17 protein-coding genes are annotated in these 18,261 nt (G+C 71.9%); 8 read left to right on the top strand and 9 right to left on the bottom strand.

The features are described 5' to 3' along the window. The first annotated feature begins 109 nt into the window (after positions 1-109). Positions 110-754 carry a PhzF family phenazine biosynthesis protein gene (locus ACFVXA_RS26160; RefSeq protein WP_383747452.1) on the top strand — a complete coding sequence of 215 codons (645 nt, stop codon included), beginning with the start codon at positions 110-112 and terminating at the stop codon, positions 752-754. A gap of 208 nt (positions 755-962) precedes the next feature. On the opposite strand, the gene ACFVXA_RS26155 is transcribed toward ACFVXA_RS26160, so the two are convergent. Both ACFVXA_RS26155 and map read right to left on the bottom strand, forming a co-directional pair. Beyond that, positions 963-1,631 carry a heme oxygenase (biliverdin-producing) gene (locus ACFVXA_RS26155; RefSeq protein ID WP_383747450.1) on the bottom strand — a complete coding sequence of 223 codons (669 nt, stop codon included), beginning with the start codon at positions 1,629-1,631 and terminating at the stop codon, positions 963-965. Between the two features lie 217 nt (positions 1,632-1,848). Then, positions 1,849-2,706 (bottom strand): type I methionyl aminopeptidase, encoded by an 858-nt coding sequence (gene map / locus ACFVXA_RS26150; protein ID WP_383747448.1) that lies wholly within the window; start codon positions 2,704-2,706, stop codon positions 1,849-1,851. A gap of 58 nt (positions 2,707-2,764) precedes the next feature. Between map and ACFVXA_RS26145 the strand changes: the two genes are divergently transcribed. After that, positions 2,765-3,001, top strand: coding sequence for a hypothetical protein (locus ACFVXA_RS26145; protein ID WP_362026088.1), 237 nt, complete (start codon positions 2,765-2,767; stop codon positions 2,999-3,001). 89 nt (positions 3,002-3,090) lie between these two features. Here the strand turns inward: ACFVXA_RS26145 and ACFVXA_RS26140 are convergent, their stop codons facing one another. Both ACFVXA_RS26140 and ACFVXA_RS26135 read right to left on the bottom strand, forming a co-directional pair. Next, entirely contained in the window at positions 3,091-4,398 is a 1,308-nt protein-coding gene (locus ACFVXA_RS26140; RefSeq protein ID WP_384025653.1) for an MFS transporter, read from the bottom strand. Positions 4,399-4,719: 321 nt separating this feature from the next. Further along, the gene (locus tag ACFVXA_RS26135; protein ID WP_384025650.1) at positions 4,720-5,322 is read right to left on the bottom strand and encodes a hypothetical protein; all 603 of its coding nucleotides are present in this window, start codon (positions 5,320-5,322) and stop codon (positions 4,720-4,722) included. 128 nt (positions 5,323-5,450) lie between these two features. Between ACFVXA_RS26135 and ACFVXA_RS26130 the strand changes: the two genes are divergently transcribed. From ACFVXA_RS26130 to ACFVXA_RS26120, 3 genes are all read left to right on the top strand, one after another. Then, positions 5,451-6,524: a sialidase family protein gene (locus tag ACFVXA_RS26130; protein ID WP_362026097.1), complete on the top strand. Its 1,074-nt coding sequence runs from the start codon at positions 5,451-5,453 to the stop codon at positions 6,522-6,524. A gap of 37 nt (positions 6,525-6,561) precedes the next feature. Further along, complete coding sequence (npdG, locus tag ACFVXA_RS26125) at positions 6,562-7,281, top strand: NADPH-dependent F420 reductase (protein ID WP_362026100.1); 720 nt, start codon at positions 6,562-6,564, stop codon at positions 7,279-7,281. Between the two features lie 71 nt (positions 7,282-7,352). Next, a complete protein-coding gene (locus tag ACFVXA_RS26120; protein ID WP_362026102.1) occupies positions 7,353-7,568 on the top strand; it encodes a hypothetical protein in 216 nt (71 codons plus the stop codon). Here ACFVXA_RS26120 and ACFVXA_RS26115 read toward each other — a convergent pair. Then, a complete protein-coding gene (locus tag ACFVXA_RS26115) occupies positions 7,558-8,358 on the bottom strand; it encodes a site-2 protease family protein (protein ID WP_384401086.1) in 801 nt (266 codons plus the stop codon). The genes ACFVXA_RS26120 and ACFVXA_RS26115 overlap by 11 nt on opposite strands. 345 nt (positions 8,359-8,703) lie before the next feature. On the opposite strand from ACFVXA_RS26115, the gene ACFVXA_RS26110 reads away from it, so the two are divergent. After that, positions 8,704-12,360, top strand: a complete 3,657-nt coding sequence (locus ACFVXA_RS26110; protein ID WP_390026895.1) for a BTAD domain-containing putative transcriptional regulator — start codon at positions 8,704-8,706, stop codon at positions 12,358-12,360. A gap of 114 nt (positions 12,361-12,474) precedes the next feature. Here the strand turns inward: ACFVXA_RS26110 and ACFVXA_RS26105 are convergent, their stop codons facing one another. The 3 genes from ACFVXA_RS26105 to ACFVXA_RS26095 all read right to left on the bottom strand — a co-directional run bounded on the left by ACFVXA_RS26105 (position 12,475) and on the right by ACFVXA_RS26095 (position 14,686). Continuing rightward, positions 12,475-13,299: an ABC transporter permease gene (locus ACFVXA_RS26105; protein WP_383908694.1), complete on the bottom strand. Its 825-nt coding sequence runs from the start codon at positions 13,297-13,299 to the stop codon at positions 12,475-12,477. Further along, on the bottom strand, positions 13,296-14,333 hold the full coding sequence (locus tag ACFVXA_RS26100; protein WP_362026337.1) for an ATP-binding cassette domain-containing protein: 1,038 nt from the start codon (positions 14,331-14,333) through the stop codon (positions 13,296-13,298). The genes ACFVXA_RS26105 and ACFVXA_RS26100 overlap by 4 nt, the downstream gene beginning before the upstream one ends. A 122-nt stretch (positions 14,334-14,455) precedes the next feature. Beyond that, on the bottom strand, positions 14,456-14,686 hold the full coding sequence (locus tag ACFVXA_RS26095; protein WP_390026995.1) for a rhodanese-like domain-containing protein: 231 nt from the start codon (positions 14,684-14,686) through the stop codon (positions 14,456-14,458). 33 nt (positions 14,687-14,719) lie between these two features. On the opposite strand from ACFVXA_RS26095, the gene ACFVXA_RS26090 reads away from it, so the two are divergent. After that, positions 14,720-15,103, top strand: a complete 384-nt coding sequence (locus tag ACFVXA_RS26090; RefSeq protein WP_390026893.1) for an ABC transporter permease — start codon at positions 14,720-14,722, stop codon at positions 15,101-15,103. Positions 15,104-15,205: 102 nt separating this feature from the next. On the opposite strand, the gene panB is transcribed toward ACFVXA_RS26090, so the two are convergent. Next, complete coding sequence (panB, locus tag ACFVXA_RS26085) at positions 15,206-16,093, bottom strand: 3-methyl-2-oxobutanoate hydroxymethyltransferase (RefSeq protein WP_383747433.1); 888 nt, start codon at positions 16,091-16,093, stop codon at positions 15,206-15,208. Positions 16,094-16,519: 426 nt separating this feature from the next. Between panB and ACFVXA_RS26080 the strand changes: the two genes are divergently transcribed. Then, positions 16,520-18,115, top strand: a complete 1,596-nt coding sequence (locus ACFVXA_RS26080) for an MFS transporter (protein ID WP_362026115.1) — start codon at positions 16,520-16,522, stop codon at positions 18,113-18,115. Positions 18,116-18,261 lie beyond the last annotated feature (146 nt).

Below are 18,261 nucleotides of genomic sequence, written 5' to 3'. Positions count from 1 at the left end.
CGGGAAAGCGCCGGTTCGTACGAGCGCGGGCGCACGCGCTCCTGGCCGCTGCCGGGCGGTCCCGCGGCCTGGGACCCGCTCGCGGCGCGCGTGATGTTTGAATGCCGGAGTGACTGACTACGACGTGCTGCGGGTCTTCTGCGGACCCGGTGGCGGGTACGGCAATGAGCTCGGGGTCGTGCGTGAGGGCTCGGTGATGCCCGAACGCGAGGAACGGCAGGCGTTCGCCGCGAAGCTCGGGTTCAGCGAGACCGTGTTCGTGGACGACCCCGAGCGTGGGGTCATCGACATCTACACGCCCAGCGTGCGGCTTCCGTTCGCCGGGTACCCGTGTGTGGGCGCGGCCTGGCTCCTCGACGTGCCCGAACTCGTCACGCCCGCCGGGGTGGTGGGCACCCGGCTGGACGGTGAGTTCAGCTGGATCGAGGCTCGTCCGGAGTGGCCGCAACCGCGCACGCTGCGCCGGTACGCCACGGCCGCCGAGGTCGACGCGCTGATCGTGCCCGAGCCCGGGGAGTGGATCTACGCCTGGGCGTGGGAGGACGAGGCGGCGGGTCGGATCCGGGCCCGTGGCTTCCCCGGGCGAGGGGACGGTGTGGAGGAGGACGAGGCGACGGGTGCGGCGGCCCTGCAGCTGACCGCTCGCCTCGGGCGGGCGCTCAATATCGTCCAGGGGGCGGGGTCCCAGATTCTCACGGCGCCGCAGCCGGGGGGATGGGTGGAGTTGGGGGGACGGGTACGGCTGGAGCGGTGAGGAGGCGCGCCCCGTAAGGGTCGCGGAAAGCCCCGGGCCGGGGCGGAGCCCCGAGGCGGCCAGGCGGTCAGCGGTCGGGCGGTCTTGGGCCAGACGGTCACGCGGTCAGCGGTCAGCGGTCAGCGGTCAGCGGTCAGCGGTCAGGCGGTCAGGGGCCAGGCGGTCAGCGGTCGGGCGGTCAGGGGCCAGACGGTCACGCGGTCAGCGCTCAGGCGGTCAGGGGGAACTCTTCCCCCAGTGCGCGGAAGACCGCCGTGTTCAGGGCGAACGCCCGCTTGCACTCGGTGATGATCCGCTGCTTCTCCAGATCGTCGGCCCGCACCCTGTCCAGCAGTGCGCGGTAACCCCGCTTGAACGCGGCCGGGTTGGTGATGTCCTCGAAGACGTAGAAACGGACGCCGTCGCCCTTGCGGGCGAAGCCCCAGGTCCGCTCGGCCTTGCCGCGGATGATCTGGCCGCCGGAGAGGTCGCCCAGGTAGCGGGTGTAATGGTGCGCCACATAGCCTCCGGGCCAGTGCCGGGCGCACTCGGTCACCCGGGCGGCGTAGGCACGGGTCGCGGGCAGCGCGGTGAGCGTCGCGCGCCAGTCGGATCCCCGGAGATGGGCCAGGTCGCGCTCCAGGGCGGCGCGGCGCGGCAACTCGGGCCGCATGAAGGGCCCGGCCACCGGATCGGCCGCCAGCCGCTCGGCGTCCGCCTCCAGCGCCTCGTACACGAACCACAGTTGCTCGGTGTAACGCGCGTACGCGTCGACGCCCAGCCGGCCGCCGAGCAGGTCGCTCATGAACGTCGAGGTCTCCGCCTCCGTGTGCTGCTCGTGCGAGGCGGTGCGGATGAGTGCCGAGAAGGCGGTGCCCGCCGTGTCCGTCGCGTTCATGAGGCCTCCGGAGCCGAAGGGGGAGGGACGAGAGACCGGTCTCAGCTTCTTGACTAAGGCTTACCTAAGTCAAGCATTTCCCGACATCCTGTCGGTAAAACGGTACCCCGATTTCCGATCAAGCCCACATGAGTGAGCCCCCACGGGAAAGACGGCACAGGAAAGCCCGCCCTGCCGGGGCAGAGCGGGCCATAGGGGAGGAGGGGAGGAGCCGGTGCTACGGCAGGGTCAGGATCTCCGCCCCGCTGTCCGTCACCACCAGCGTGTGCTCGAACTGAGCCGTACGCTTCCGGTCCTTCGTCACGACGGTCCACCCGTCGTCCCACATGTCGTACTCATGCGTGCCGAGCGTGAGCATCGGTTCGATGGTGAAGGTCATCCCGGGCTGGATGACGGTGGTCGCGTGCGGACTGTCGTAGTGCGGAATGATCAGTCCGGAGTGGAAGGAGGAGTTGATCCCGTGACCGGTGAAGTCCCGCACCACCCCGTACCCGAACCGCTTCGCGTACGACTCGATCACGCGCCCGATGATGTTGATCTGGCGGCCGGGCTTGACCGCCTTGACGGCACGGGCGAGGGACTCCCGGGTCCGCTCGACCAGCAGCCTCGACTCCTCGTCGACGTCACCGACCAGGTACGTCGCGTTGTTGTCACCGTGCACCCCGCCGATGTACGCCGTCACGTCGAGGTTGATGATGTCGCCGTCCCGCAGGACGGTGGAGTCCGGGATGCCGTGGCAGATGACCTCGTTGACGGAGGTGCACAGCGACTTGGGGAAGCCGCGGTAGCCGAGGGTCGAGGGGTAGGCGCCGTGGTCGCACATGTAGGCGTGCGCCACCCGGTCCAGCTCGTCCGTCGTCACACCCGGCGCGATGAGCTTCGCGGCCTCCGCCATCGCCTGCGCGGCGATCCGCCCGGCGATCCGCATCGCCTCGATCGTCTCGGGCGTCTGCACTTCCGGTCCGGTGTACGGCGTGGGGGCGGGCTTGCCCACGTACTCGGGACGCCGGATGTTTCCCGGGACGGGACGGGTGGGAGAGAGCTCCCCTGGTACGAGCAGCGACTGGCCAGACATGCCAGCGAGTCTAACCAGCGGGCATGGGGGACCATGTCCGTGGCGAAAGGAGCCGTTCATGGCCCTCTTCAAGAAGCGCACCGTCGGCAAGCCCGGCGAGTGGTACTACTGCCTGGAGCACAAGAAGGTCGAGGAGGGCCCCGAGTGCCCGGCCAAGGACCGCTTCGGGCCGTACGGCACCCGTGAGGAGGCCGAGCACGCGATGGAGATCGCGCGGGAGCGCAACCTCGAATGGGAGACGGACCCGAAGTGGCATGACGCCCCGGGGCCGGCGACGGGAGCCGACGAGGACTGAGCCCGGGCCGGTCCGCACGCCGGGCACACCCTCACCCGCTGTCACGCGACAGCGCCGACCCGCTGTCACGCGACAGCGCCGACCCGCTGTCACGCGACAGCCTCCCGTGCCGCCCGCAACCGCGCCGCGTGCTCACTCGTCCGCACGTCGTACGTCATCAGCTTCGGCAGACAGAGGGCGAGCAGCCCCACCGCTCCGACGCAGATGACACCGCCCGACCAGATCGACGTCCGCACACTCGTCCACGCGGCCATGCCCCCGGAGCGGACCTGGCCGAGCGTGGGCCCGACGGAGTAGGACAGCAGCTCGATCCCGGCGAGCCGCCCGCGCAGCTCGTCGGGGATCGTCTGGTCCCAGATGGCCCCGCGGAAGATCCCGCTGACCATGTCGCAGCAGCCCCCGAGGGTGAGGAAGAGCAACACCAGCCACACGTTGTGCACGATGCCCGCGGCCGCCATGGCGAGCCCCCAGCAGGCCGCGGCCAGGGCGACCATCCGCCCGTGCCGGTGGATCCGCGAGGTCCACCCGCTGGTGAGGCTGACGAGCAGCGATCCGGCCGGGATCGAGGCGTACATCAGGCCCAGTGACCACTCCGCGTCGAGCTCGTCCGCGAGGAACGGCAGCAGCGCGAGCGGCATCGCGAAGAACATCGCCGCGAGGTCGATCGCGTAGGTCCCCAGCAGTTCCTTGCGGCTCCACGCGTACCGCGCGCCCTCCGCGATGGCCCGCAGCGACGGCTTCGCGGCCTCGTGCGCGGCGGGCGACGCGGCGATCCGCACGCTCAGCGCAAGCGACACGGCGAAGGTCACCAGATCCACGGCGTAGGCGTACCCGAGCCCGGCGTACGCCACGACGACACCCGCGAGCGCGGGCCCCGCGACGCCGCCCACCGTCCAGCGCAGCGAGTTGAGGGAGGCGGCGGCCGGCAGGTGCGCGTGCGCCACGATCCGCGGGGTGAGGGAGTCCAGCGCGGGCCGCTGGATGGCGCCCAGCGCGGCGGAAAGTCCCGCGACGGCGTACAGCGGCCACACCGCCGGCCGTGGCAGCAGCGCGTTGACGAGCAGCCCGGCGCACAGCACCCCCTGCCCGGCCTCCGTGTAGACGATCAGCTTCCGCTTGTCCAGAGCGTCGGCGAGCGCCCCGCCGTACAACCCGAACACCACCAGCGGCACCAGCTCCACCGCCCCGATCGCCCCCACCGCCACCGCCGACCCGGTCAACGCCTTCATCTGCACCGGCAGCGCCACGAAGGTCAGAAAACTCCCGAAGTTCGTGATCAGCCCCGCCACCCACAACCGCCGAAAGTCGGCGGAGGCCCGCCAGGGAGCGAGATCCGGGAGCACGGAACGGAGCCGGGAGGAGCGGACGGTCGCGGAGGGGAGGGCATCGTCGGTCACGACGGGTCATGCTCGGCGTGGCCCTGGAGGAGGGCAACAGGTTTTCGGGCGGACGGGCAGCCCAAGGGTGTCCGCCGCGGGCGGGAAGGAGGCCGAGACGGGCGGATGGGCGGATGGGCGGGATGCCTTTGCGAGAGTGTCCGCCGCGGGCGGGAGGGGAGGCCGAGTGGGGAGGGGAGGCCGAGTCGGGTGGGAGGCCGGGTCGGGTGGCCCGCCGGAGAGCGACCGCGAAGCGGCGAAGACGACGCCAGCAGGAGGGCAGGAGGGCAGGAGGGCAGGAGGGCAGGAGGGCAGGAGGGCAGGAGGCGAGGACGGTCCCCGCTACCACCGGGCCGACGGCGGCGCCGTCAACTGATCCGCGAGCCGCGACAACCGGTCCCGAAGGCGGCGCCGCCCCCGCGGCGCGGGCAACGCGTTCTCCCCGGCCGCCGCACTGACAAGATGCTGCACGGTGTCGAGGTCCAGCTCAGGGTCGGCCGGCAGGGCGAGCGACTCATGAGCCAGCGCCGGCAGCTCGGCATCCCCCGCGGAGAGCGCCAGCACGGTCGCCCCGGCCCGCCGCGCGTCATGCACCCGCTCCAGCAGCGGAGCCCCCGCCGCCCCCGGCGACACCACCAGCAGCGTCTCCCCCCGCCGAGCCGCCTCGATACGCCCCAGCCCGACCGCCAGGTGGGCCGGATCCGAGTCGCGCGCCCCGTGCCGCACCAGCGTCGGCGACAGCTCCGGCGTCCCCGACCACGCCGCCTCGTCCACCAGATGCGCGGCCAGATGCCAGGGCTCGTACTCCGCACTGCCCACCAGCAGCAACCCGCCCCCGTACGAGACCACGGACCCCCGCAACGCTCCCGCGAACCGCCGCGTGGCCCCCAACCACTCGGTCCCGGCGAGCACTTCACGCAGCAGTGCGACCCGTACGGCATCCATACGTACGCATTCTGCCGCAACCGGCCACTCGTGACCCGGAGTTCATCGCGAATTCGCCCGAGCTGGGCAGAGGCACGCATCACCCGCCCCCCAGGGCGCTTCGCCACGCGGGATCAAGGAGCCCACCCATGACCGAGACCAGCACCCCGTTCCGAGCCGGCCGCGAAGGCTACGCCAGTTTCCGTATCCCCGCGGTCGTCAGCACGTCCACGGGCACGCTCCTCGCCTTCTGCGAGGGCAGAGTCGCCTCCGCGAGCGACGCCGGCAACATCGACATCGTGCTGAAGCGGTCCACGGACGCCGGCCGCACCTGGGGCCCGCTCCAGGCCGTCGCCAAGAACGGCGACAACCTCGCCGGCAATCCGGCGCCCGTCGTCCTGGACACCGGCCGCGTCCTGCTCGTACACGTCCGCAGCGCGGCCGGCGCGAGCGAGGACGCCCTGCTGCGCGGCAAGGTGAAGGCGGCCGACGGCCGGCGCGTGTGGGTGCAGCACAGCGACGACGACGGGGTCACCTGGTCGAGCCCGAAGGAGATCACCGGGCAGGTGAAGAAGGCGAGTTGGCGGTGGTACGCCACCACACCGGGGCACGCGATCCAGCTCAGCACCGGCCGGGTCGTCGTCCCCGGCAACCACACCCTGCCGCCCACCGGCACGGACAACGGCACCGAGGCGAAGTACAACAGCGGCCACTGCCTGCTCAGCGACGACCGCGGCGAGAAGTGGTACCTCGGCTATCTCGACGAGAACACCAACGGCTATGTCAACGTGAACGAGACGACCGCCGCCGAACTCCCGGACGGACGTGTCTACTTCAACACCCGCAACGACTCCCCGTCCCCCGGCAATCGCGCCGACGCCCACTCCCGCGACGGCGGCAGGACCCTGGAGAAGCCCTTCCGCCCGCAGGCCGGGCTCGTCACCCCCGTGGTCCAGGGCAGCCTCCTCCAGCTCCGCGACCCCGACCTGCTCCTGTACTCGGGCCCCGCCGACCCCGCCTTCCGCGCCCTGATGACCGTGCGCGCCTCCACCGACGGCGGCACCACCTGGCGGCCCGCGCACACCGTGGACGGGCTGCCCGCCGCGTACTCCGATCTCGTACGGGTCGACGCCACGACCGTCGGCCTCCTCTACGAAACGGGCGACTTCGGCGCGTACGAGACGATCACCTTCCGGCGGATCCCGTTGTCCGCGCTCACCTGACCCGCACGCGCGCGATCCGCGCACGTAAAGTCGGCCCATGACCTCTACTGACAGTGCCTCCACCGAACCCGCCCCGAAGGCCCCTGCCAAGGACCCCTGGGACCTTCCAGAGGTGTCCGGGCTCGTCGTCGGCGTGCTCGGCGGCACCGGACCGCAGGGCAAGGGACTCGCCTACCGGCTCGCCAGGGCCGGCCAGAAGGTGATCATCGGCTCCCGCGCCGCCGAGCGCGCCGAGAGCGCCGCCGAGGAGCTCGGGCACGGCGTCGAGGGCGCCGACAACGCCGAGTGCGCGCGCCGCAGCGACATCGTGATCGTCGCGGTGCCGTGGGAGGGTCACGGCAAGACCCTCGAATCCCTGCGCGAGGAGCTGGCCGGCAAGCTCGTCGTCGACTGCGTCAACCCGCTCGGCTTCGACAAGAAGGGCGCGTACGCGCTGAAGCCGGAGGAGGGCAGCGCCGCCGAGCAGGCCGCCGCCCTGCTGCCCGACTCGCGCGTCACCGCCGCCTTCCACCATCTCTCGGCCGTCCTCCTCCAGGACCCGGAGATCGAGGAGATCGACACCGACGTGATGGTCCTCGGCGAGGAGCGCGCCGACGTGGAGATCGTCCAGGCCCTCGCCGGCCGCATCCCCGGCATGCGCGGCGTCTTCTCCGGCCGCCTGCGCAACGCCCACCAGGTCGAGGCCCTGGTCGCCAACCTGATCTCCGTGAACCGCCGCTACAAGGCGCACGCGGGCCTGCGGGTGACGGACGTGTAGGCCGCATCGGCCGCGCGTGTCGCGTGGGGGACACTGGTGCCCAGCAGTGTCCCCCGACAGGAGCCGGTTCCATGCCCCGCATTTCCCCATCCGACCCGTCCCGGCGACTCGCCCTCTACACCCTCGCCGTCTGTGTCCTCTCCGTCGCCGCGGCCGTGGTCTCCTTCGCCCAGGGCAGCTGGCTGGGGATCGTGTGGGTGCTGCTGGCGGGGCTGTCGTCCAACATGACGTGGTACTACGCGCGGCGCGGCAAGGCGCGCGGTGGGTCCGGGTCCGTCACCGGGTGACCACGCAGTAGGGGTCGGTGCCGCGCCAGAAGCGGTACAGGTCCTGGCCGCAGAAGGTCTGATAGTCCGTGATCCCCAGTCCGTTCAGGATCGAGTGGATCGCGTCGAAGAACGTGGTGTTCACCGACGGGATCCACAGCACCGCGAACACCGCGAGCAGGCCGAACGGCGCGAACGGCTCCACCTGGCGGCGGATGTCGTACGACAGCCATGGCTCGATCACGCCATAGCCGTCCAGGCCCGGGACCGGCAGGAAGTTCAGGATCGCGGCCGTGACCTGGAGCAGCGCGAGGAAGGCCAGCGCGAAGCGGAACGAGCCCGGGACCCCGTCCAGGGCGTGCAGCCAGAACGGCGCGGTGCACACGACGGCGAAGAGGACGTTCGTGAGCGGCCCGGCGGCCGAGATCAGGCTGTGCTTCCAGCGGCCCTGGATCCGGTTCCGCTCGATGAAGACCGCGCCGCCCGGCAGACCGATCCCGCCCATGATCACGAAGATCACCGGCAGCACGATGCTCAGCAGCGCGTGCGTGTACTTCAGCGGGTTCAGGGTCAGATAGCCCTTCGCGCCGATCGAGATGTCCCCGCTGTGCAGGGCGGTGCGGGCGTGCGCGTACTCGTGCAGGCAGAGCGAGACGATCCACGCGGCGGTCACGAAGAGGAACACGGCCACACCGGGCTCCTCGGCGAACCCGGTCCAGGTCGCCCAGCCGGTCACCGCCATGACGGCCACGATCCCGAGAAAGACGGGGCTGATCCTCCGGTCGCTGCGGCGGGAGGCTGCGGTGGTCATGGGGTGGGCTCCAGGAGGTGGGCGGCGGTGTGCTGGTCGACCGTACCGGTGGTCTGGGGAGAACGTCCCGCGGGCGGCAAGAGGTTCCTGGCAGTCGTCACGCCGGAATGGAGTCGCCCGAGGTGTGCCCGGGACGATCGCCGAGGCGGTGTAGCGCCAACCAGATCGAGGAGCGGCCGCCGGGCCGGGCGCCGGTGGGCGGTGAGTTCGTAGGAACGGGCGGTGAGTTCGTAGGAACGGGCGGTGAGTTCGTAGGAACGGTAAGAAAGGACAGCTCAGCAGATCTGCTCGGCGATATATCGCTCGGCGAAACCCGGGGGCGGGGCCGGGCTCCTACCGGAGACAATGGACCCCGTGCGCTATCGCATCCTCGGCACCACCCAGGCACTCCGCTCCGACGGCACCCCCGCCCCGGTCGGCGGGGCGCGGCTGCGCGCCCTGTTGACCGTGCTCGCGCTGCGGCCCGGACGGACCGTACCCGTGGTCGTCCTGGTCGACGAGGTCTGGCACGGCGACCCGCCCGCCGACGCGTCCGGCGCGCTACAGGCACTGGTCGGCCGGTTGCGCAGGGCGCTCGGGCCGGACGCGGTGGAGTCGGTGGACGGCGGATACCGGCTCGCCGCGGTGGCCGACGACGTCGACCTGCACCGTTTCGAGCGGCTCGCGGGAGAGGGCACGCGCGCGCTCGCCGACGGCGATCCGGCGAAGGCCGCGGCGGTCCTCGACGACGCGCTCGCCCTGTGGCACGGCCCGGCCCTCTCCGACCTCCCGGACCGTACGGCCGAGGCGGCCCGCTGGGAGACCCGCCGCCTCGACGTCCGGCGCGCCCGCCTCACGGCGGCGCTGGCCCTCGGGCAGGCCGAACAGGTCCTGCCCGAGCTCACCGCCCTCTGCGACCTCCATCCCCTGGACGAGCCCCTCCACGCCCTCCGCCTCCGCGCCCTGCGCGCCGCCGGCCGCCCCGCCGAGGCCCTCGCCGCGTACGAGTCCGTACGCGAGCTCCTGTCCGACCGCCTGGGCTCGGACCCCGGTCCCGAACTCCGCGCCCTGCATGGGGAGTTGCTGACCCCGGGCGAGGGCGCCTCCGGCCCGGACAGCGCGCAGCCTGCCGCCCGATCCCGCGCCGTAGACGCCTTCCCCGGCGCCGGCGGCACGCCCCACGCCGGAGGGGAGCCCTCCCGCGTCGGAGGCGGCACCCTCCGGGCCGGAGGTGAGGCCCCCCGCGCTGCAGGCGAGACCCCCCGTACCGAAGACGACACCCCCCGAACCGAAGACGACACCCCACGCGCCGCAGGCACCCTCGCCCCCACCGCAGGTGCTTTCACCCCCACCGAAGCCGCCCTCGCCCCCACCGCAGGTGCTTTCACCCCCACCGAAGCCGCCCTCGCCGAAGCCGCCCCCACCGAAAACCACCTAACCCCCGCCGAACAGCCCGCCCCCCTCTCCGTAACCCGCCCCGCGCACCCGTACCCGCACCCGCACCCGTCCCCGCCCCCCGGCAATCTCCGAGCCCGACTCACCTCCTTCGTGGGCCGGGAAGCGGACATCGATGCCATCCGTGGCGATCTCGCGGCGGCGCGGCTGGTGACGTTGCTCGGGCCCGGCGGGGCCGGGAAGACGCGGTTGTCGCAGGAGGCGGCGGAGGCCGTGGCGTACGCGGCGCGGGACGGGGTGTGGCTGGCCGAGCTGGCACCGGTGGACGACCCGAAGGCGGTGCCCGAGGCCGTGCTCACGGCCGTCGGAGCGCGGGAGACCGTGCTACGGGGTGCCGGCGCGGAGGAGATGCGGGCCGGCACCGAGCGGCACGACGACCCGGTCACCCGGCTCGCCGAGCACTGCGCCAAGCGGCGCATGCTGCTCATCCTCGACAACTGCGAGCACGTCGTGGACGCCGCCGCGCATCTCGTCGAGGAGTTGCTGGAGCGCTGTCCGGGACTGACCGTACTCGCCACCAGTCGCGAACCCCTCGGCGTACCGGGGGAGTTGCTGCGTCCGGTGGAGCCGCTCCCGGAGCCCGTCGCGCTGCGGCTGCTCGCCGACCGAGGGGCCGCGGCCCGCCCCGGCTTCCGCGTCGACGCCGACGCCGAGACCGCGGCGGCGGCCGCCGAGATCTGCCGGCGTCTCGACGGTCTGCCGCTCGCCATCGAACTCGCCGCCGCCCGGCTGCGGATGCTCACCGCGCGTCAGATCGCGGACCGGCTCGACGACCGCTTCCGGCTGCTGACCTCGGGCAGCCGCACCGTCCTGCCCCGGCAGCAGACCCTGCGCGCCGTCGTCGACTGGTCCTGGGACCTGCTCGACGAGGACGAGCGGTACGTGCTACGGCGGCTGTCCGTCTTCGCCGGCGGCTGCGACCTCGCCGCCGCCGAGGGGGTCTGCGGGCCGGCCGCCCTGGAGGCGCTCGGCTCGCTCGTCGACAAGTCCCTTGTCGTCGCGGCGCCTTCGAGCGAAGGGGAGATGCGCTACCGGCTCCTGGAGACCGTCGCCGAGTACGCCGGCGAGCGCCTCGACGAATCGGGCGACCGCCGCCCCGCCGAGCGCGCCCATCTCACGTACTACCGCGAACTCGCCCGCACCACCGACCCCGCCCTGCGCGGCCCCGGACAGGGCGCGGCGATCGCCCTGCTCGAACGCGAGTATGAGAACGTGCGCACCGCCCTGCGGCACGCCGTCGCCGAGCGCGACGAGCAGGAGGCGATCTGCCTCGTGCTGTCCCTGTGCTGGTACTGGCAGATCCGCGACCAGCGCATCGAGGCCCGTGCCTGGTCCCACGAGGTCATGGCCCTCGGCCCCGACCCCTTCGCGCCGCCGCCGCGCCCGGCCGTCCCGCTGCACGAGAGCTGCACGGCCGAACCGCCGCCGATGCGCCCGGAGGTCCTCGACGAGGCCCGGCGCGGTGTCCACCTCGTCCATCTCGCCTGCATGGACATGGACTTGGATGCCTGGCAGACCCCGCAGGCGCAGGGGAAGCTGCGCGCCATCAGGGAGACGTACGCGCCCGGCCTCCCGCAGACCTGTCGCAGTCCCGGCAATCTCTGGTTCTACGCCGTGGTGCTCAGCGCCGACCTGGACCTGGTGCAGAAGGCCATCGACGGGACGGTGCGCGCCTGCCGCGCGTTCGGCTTCGAGTGGGAACTCGCCGTCGCCCTCCAGATGCGCGCCAACATCCGCGCCAACCGCGCCGACATGGCGGGCGACGCGACCCAGGACGCCGACGAGGCCCTGGAGATCTTCACCCGGATCGGGGACGCCTGGGGCGCGGCCGAGTCGCTCTCCGCGCGCGGCGAGGCCCATGAGCGCAAGGGCGACTACCGGGCCGCCGCCGCGGACTACGCGGCGGCGGGTGCGTACGCCGAACGGCTGGGCGCGCGCTCCCAGTTGGCCGTGCTCAACGTCCGGCTCGGCACCGTGTACATCGAGCTGGGGGAGCCCGAGAAGGGCGAGCGGATGCTGCGCGAGGTGCTGGCGATGGGCCACGGCGCCGTCAACGAGGCCATGCCCGCGGGCCGGCTCTTCCTCGCGCTGTGGCTCGGCCGCAGTGACCGGGTTCCCGAGGCCCGCGAGCAACTGCGGCTGCTCCGCGAGGACTTCGCGGCCAGCACCTTCGTGGTCTTCGACGGTTTCGTGGTCGGCGTGGAGGCCTGGCTGGACGCGGTCGACGGGCACTACGCGAGCGCCCTGGACAAGGCCCGGAAGGCGATGGAGCGGGCCATGGATCCGCTGACGCAGCTGATGACGCCGAACATGACGTCCACGCATCTGACCACCGCGGCCATCGCCCTGACCGGCCTGGACGGCGGCAGCCGCGCCCGCGACGCGGCCCGGCTCCTGGGCGCCGCCGACTCCTTGCTGCCGCCCGGTCACTTCCCGGCTCCGACGGAGACCGAGGTGCGCCGTGGGGCGGAGGCGGGGGTGCGGGCCGTCCTCGACGACGCGGCGTACGAGGCGGCGTACGCCGAGGGCGACGGGCTCTCCGCGGAGGAGGCCGCCGCCCTCATCTGACGCGGACCGGGGGCTGTGCACACCGGGGGCTGTGCACACCGAGGGCTGTGCACACCGGCGGCTGTACTCACCGGGGTCCCTGCACACCGGGGGACATGCACGGGCGTGGGAAGGTCAGTTCTTGGTACGGAACTTGTGGATCGCGATCGGCGCCATGACCACCGTGAGGACCGCCGTCCAGGCGAGGGTCACCCACAGGTCGTGCGTGACCGGACCGCCCACCATCAGACCGCGCGCGGAGTCGGCGAGCGAGGACAGCGGGTTGTAGTCGGTGAAGTTCTGCAACCAGCCGGGCATGGTCTGGGTCGGCGAGAAGATCGACGAACCGAACTGGAGGGGCATCAGCACCAGGAAGCCCATCGCCTGCACGGACTGGGCGTTCTTCATCGTCACACCGAGGACCAGGAAGATCCACATCAGGGCCGAGCCGAAGAGGACCGCGAGCCCCACAGCGGCGAACAGGCCCGGCCAGTTGGTGATGTCGAAGCCGACCAGCACGCCGACGATCATGAGGATCGTCGTCGCGACGAGCATCCGCATCAGCTCCACCACGATCTTGGCGAAGAGCACCGAGCCCTGGCCGATCGGCAGGGTGCGGAAGCGGTCCATCACACCGGTCTGGAAGTCCTGGTTGAAGCCGGTGCCGACGGCCGTGGCGATGTTCATGGCCGTCATCGCCATCAGACCGGGCACCACGTACTGCACGTACTGGTCCTGGCCGCCGCCGAGCGACTGCCCGATGGAGCCGCCGAAGACGTACACGAACAGCAGGGTGAAGACGATCGGCATCAGGACCGCGTCGAACATCGACTCCGGGTCCTGCCGGATCCACAGCAGATTGCGGCGGACCAGGGCGCCGATGTGGCGCGCGTGCGCGCGGGGCGAGATACGGGTGTCGCCCTGTGCGGCGAGGGGGGCTTCGACAACGGCGGTACTCATGCGGAGACCTCCTCGTAGGCGCGGGCGGCGGGGGTGGCGTCCTGCGGGGCACTGGCCTTGTGGCCGGTGAGGGACAGGAACACCTCGTCCAGGCTGGGCAGTTCGGTGTTGATGGAGCCGATCGTGATGCCGCGCGCGGTGACCGCGCCGACCACGGCGGTGAGCTGTTCGTCGCTGAGGATCGGAACCAGGACGGTGCCGGTCTCGGTGTCCACGGCCGAGGCGGCGAGGCCGGTCAGGCCCAGCTCGTCGAGCATCGCGGCCAGCGGGCGCAGCTCCAGCGGGTCCAGCGGGCGGACCCGCAGCGTACGGCCGCCGACCCGGGCCTTCAGCTCGTCGATCCGGCCGTTCGCGATGACCTTGCCGCGGTCGATGACCGTCAGCTCGGAGGCCAGTTGCTCGGCCTCCTCCATGTACTGGGTGGTGAGCAGCACGGTGGCGCCGTCGGCGACCATCCGCTTGACCTCGTGCCACACCTCGTTGCGGGTGCGCGGGTCGAGGCCCGTCGTCGGCTCGTCGAGGTACAGCACGGCCGGGTTGCCGATCATGGAGGCGGCCAGGTCGAGCCGGCGGCGCATACCGCCGGAGTACGTCGATGCCGGGCGCTTGGCCGCCTCGGTGAGCGAGAACCGCTCGAGTAGTTCGTCGGCACGCCGGCGGGCGTCCTTGCGGGGCAGGTCGAGCAGCCGCCCGATCATGTAGAGGTTCTCCCAGCCCGGGAGCTTCTCGTCGACCGAGGCGTACTGGCCGGTGAGGCCTATCACGCGGCGCAGTTGCCGCGGCTGCTTCAGCACGTCGTAACCGGCGACCGTGGCCTGCCCGGCGTCGGGGGTGATGAGGGTGGACAGGCAGCGGACGAGGGTGGTCTTGCCGGCGCCGTTGGGACCCAGCACACCCAGGACGGTGCCCTCGTGCACGTCCAGGTCCACACCGTCCAGCGCCTTGGTCTCGCCGTAGTGCTTGACCAGCCCCCGTACGGTGACGGCAGTGCGGCCGGCACCCTCTCGTCGGGACTTCTCGTCGATTCGCGTCATGCCCATCAAGGTGCCAGCCGCCACCGACAAACCACCGACAGGCCGCCGACACCGCACCGGGATCCGCCGACACCTCACCGACACCCGCCCGTACGCCGCCGACTGCGCGGTGTCCGCGCGGCTCAGCCGAGCCGGCCGATCGGCAGTGCCGGGTCGGCCGACCACTCCTCCAGGGAGCCGTCGTAGAGCGTGATGTCCTCGCGGCCCAGCAGGGTGAGCGCGAGGGCGGCACCGGCGGCGGAGATGCCGCCGCCGCAGTACAGGACCACGGGCGAGGCGCTCTGGTCGAGGACGGCGCCCACCCGCGCGGCCAGCTCCTCGGACGGCAGGAACCGCCCGGCCTCGTCGAGCAGTTCCCGCCCGGGAAGGCTGCGGCTTCCCGGAATGTGGCCGGACTGCTGCCGAAGATGCTGGTGGTGACCCTGACGACGTTCTTCCCGCTCGCCGCGAACCTGGCCGCCGGGTTCGCCGCCGCCGACCGCGACGCGATGCGCCTGCTGCGCTCCCTGGGCACCGGCCGGATCCGCGCCTTCCGGCTCGTCCGGGTGCCCAGCGCGCTGCCCCACTTCTTCACCGGCCTGCGCGTGAGCATCATCTACGCCGTGGTGGGCGCCGTCTTCGCGGAGTACGCCGGCGCCGAGAAGGGCCTCGGCATCTACCTGCAGGCGCTTACGGCGTCACCCGCTCCGCCACGAACACGGCGCTGGCGTACGCGTACTTCGTGGACCACGCGCGGTGGTTCGCGGGGGAGGACGGGGCGCTGCTGCTGAAGCGGATACGCGAGCGGGTGTAGAACGGCGACAACCCGCCGACGGGGGAAGATCGGCGGGTTGCCTTGGTGCCGCAGTGGCTCGAACGGTGCCGCGAGCGCGTCAGTGGACGGAGTGCTCCTCCAGCGGGAACGTTCCGCCGACGACGTCCTCGGCGAACGCCTTCGCCGCGCTGCCCATGACCTCGCGCAGGTCGGCGTACTTCTTCACGAACTTCGGTACCTTGCCGCCGGTCAGGCCGAGCATGTCGGTCCAGACGAGGACCTGCGCGTCGGTCTCCGGACCGGCGCCGATGCCCACCGTCGGGATCTGCAGGGTGCGCGTGACCTCGGCGGCCAGCTCCGCCGGGACCAGCTCCAGGACCACGGCGAAAGCGCCCGCGTCCTGCACCGACTTGGCGTCCCGCAGCAGCTGGTGCGCGGCCTCCTCGCCACGGCCCTGCACGCGGTAGCCCATGGCGTTCACGGACTGCGGGGTCAGGCCGATGTGCGCCATGACCGGGATGCCGGACTCGACCAGCAGCTCGATCTGGCGGTGCGAGCGCTCGCCGCCCTCCAGCTTCACCGCGCCGACCCCGGCCTCCTTGACGAGACGGGTGGCCGAGCGGAGCGCCTGGACCGGGCCTTCCTGGTACGAGCCGAAGGGCAGGTCGCCCACGATCAGGGCACGGCTGGTGCCCCGGACGACCGCGGCCGAGAGCATGGTCATCTCGTCGAGGGTGACGGGCACGGTCGTGTCGTACCCCAGGTGGCAGTTGCCCGCCGAGTCGCCGACCAGCATGACCGGGATGCCGGCCTCGTCGAAGACGGAGGCGGTCATGGCGTCGTACGCGGTGAGCATGGGCCACTTCTCGCCGCGCTCCTTGGCGGCGGTGAGGTCGCGCACCGTGATGCGGCGGGTGCTCTTGCCCCCGTACAGCGCCTTGCTGCTGTCGGTGGACGGGCGCACACCCTGCGCGGACTGCTTCGGGGCAGCCGAGAGCTGCGTCATCGCAACGGCTCCTTCTGTCATCTCGAGGCGCCCTGACGGCGTCCCCGGATCCCCTCCATGGTGGCACCTCGTGCCACGCTCGGCTAGACCGGGGCGAGTGACCCCGATCGCGCGTGCGGGGCATGGGCCGGGACCGCGTACGGGCATGGGCCGGGACCGCGTGCGGGGCATGGGCCGGGACCGCGTACGGGCATGGGCCGGGACCGCGTACGGGCATGGGCCGGGACCGCGTGCGGCGCCGGCCAGGGGCCCAGAGGTGGCAGGTCCGGGAGCCAGAGGTGGCGGGCCCGCGAGCCAGAGGTGGCAGGGCCGGCCGGGGTCCCCGCCGAGGTCCCGGTCCCATGGTCCTAGGTCTCTTCGTAAGTTCTGCGTAAAGCCTTTCCGATACGAGACGGTGCCGTATCGAATCTCGCTAGGGTGTTTCGCATGACGACTTCCGCTCCTCCTGCCGATCGACGTGTGCCCGAGGCGGTGCACCGGCGCCGCTGGGCGATCCTCGGCGCGCTGATGCTCAGCCTGCTGATCGTGGTGCTCGACAACTCCATCCTGAACGTCGCGATCAAGACGATCTCGACACCCGCGCCCACCGGCCTGGGGGCCACCCAGAGCGAGCTGGAGTGGGCCATCAACGCCTACACGCTCGTCTTCGCGGGCCTGCTCTTCACCGCGGGCCTGCTCGGCGACCGGCTCGGCCGCAAGAAGGTGCTGCTCGCCGGTCTCGCCGTCTTCGGGATCGGATCGGCGCTGGCCGCGGAGTCCGGCTCACCGGTCCAACTCATCGTGTTCCGCGCGCTGATGGGCCTCGGCGCCGCCTTCGTGATGCCCGCGACCCTCGCCGTCCTGATGAACGTCTTCGAGCGCGACGAGCAGCCCAAGGCCATCGGCATCTGGGCCGGCGGCGTCGGCCTCGCCATCGCGATCGGCCCGATCACCGGCGGCATCCTGCTCGACCACTTCTGGTGGGGCTCGGTCTTCCTGATCAACGTGCCGATCGTGATTCTCGCGCTCGTCCTGATGGTCTGGCTGGTCCCGGACTCGCGTGACCCGAACCCCGGCCGTGTCGACGCGATGGGTGTCGTCCTGTCGGTCATCGGGCTCGTGCTGCTCGTCTACGGCATCATCAAGGGCGGTCAGCTGGCCGACTTCACGGACCCGACGGTGCTCGTCACCATCGTGGCCGGACTCGCCGTACTCGCCGGATTCGTCGTGTACGAGAAGCGCAGCGACCACCCGTCCATCGACGTCACGTACTTCAAGAACAAGGTCTTCTCGGCCGCGATCGCCGCCATCGCGCTCGTCTTCTTCGCGCTGATGGGCGTGACGTTCTTCTCCGTCTTCTACACACAGAGCGTGCGCGGCTACTCACCGCTGCAGACCGGTCTGTTGATGCTGCCGCTGGCCGCCGCGCAGATCATCTTCGCGCCGCGCGCCCGGCTCGTCGTCGACCGCTTCGGCAACCGGGCCACCTGCACGGCGGGGCTGCTGATCATCGCGGCGATGCTGGCCGCGTTCGCCGCCCTGGAGGCGGACACGCCGATCTGGCTGCTCGAAGTCATCTTCTTCCTGATGGGCACGGGTATGGCGCACATCATGACCCCGACCAGTGTCGTGATAATGCAGGCCCTGCCACGCGAGAAGGCGGGCTCCGCCTCCGCGCTCAGCAACACCTTCCGCCAGGTCGGCGGCGCCCTCGGGATCGCGGTCCTCGGCTCCGTGCTCTCCACGTCCTACCGCAACGGCATCGAGGGCAGCCTCGGCCTCGTCCCGGCCGGCCTGCGCCACACGGCGGGCGAGTCCATCGAGGCCACCCTCGGCGTCGCCGCCAAGCTCGGCCCCCAGGGCAACGCCCTCGTCGCCCCCGCCAACGAGGCCTTCCTGCACGCCATGCACGTCACCGCCCTGTGCGGTGCGGGTGTCGCGATCGTCGGCGCGGTGGTCGTGGCCGTGTTCCTGCCGGGCCGGACGCCGACGGCGCCGGAGGGCGAGGCGGAGGACGAGTTGGTGCCGGCCGCAGAGCACTGACAGCGGGTACGGAGCGGCGGGGCCCCCGCGCCCGGTGGGCCCGCCGCCGGGACCCCGGGGGTTTTTCAGAGGGCACCGACCGGGTAACAAGGTAAAGGAGGTTGAACTGTTGGGGCCGCGCGGCCGAGCGCGGGCACCGTGGCACA

The organism is Streptomyces sp. NPDC058246 (assembly GCF_042881985.1).
Taxonomy (GTDB): domain Bacteria; phylum Actinomycetota; class Actinomycetes; order Streptomycetales; family Streptomycetaceae; genus Streptomyces.
Note: the sequence above shows the minus strand (reverse complement) of the source record. Positions and strands in the feature narration are given on the sequence as shown.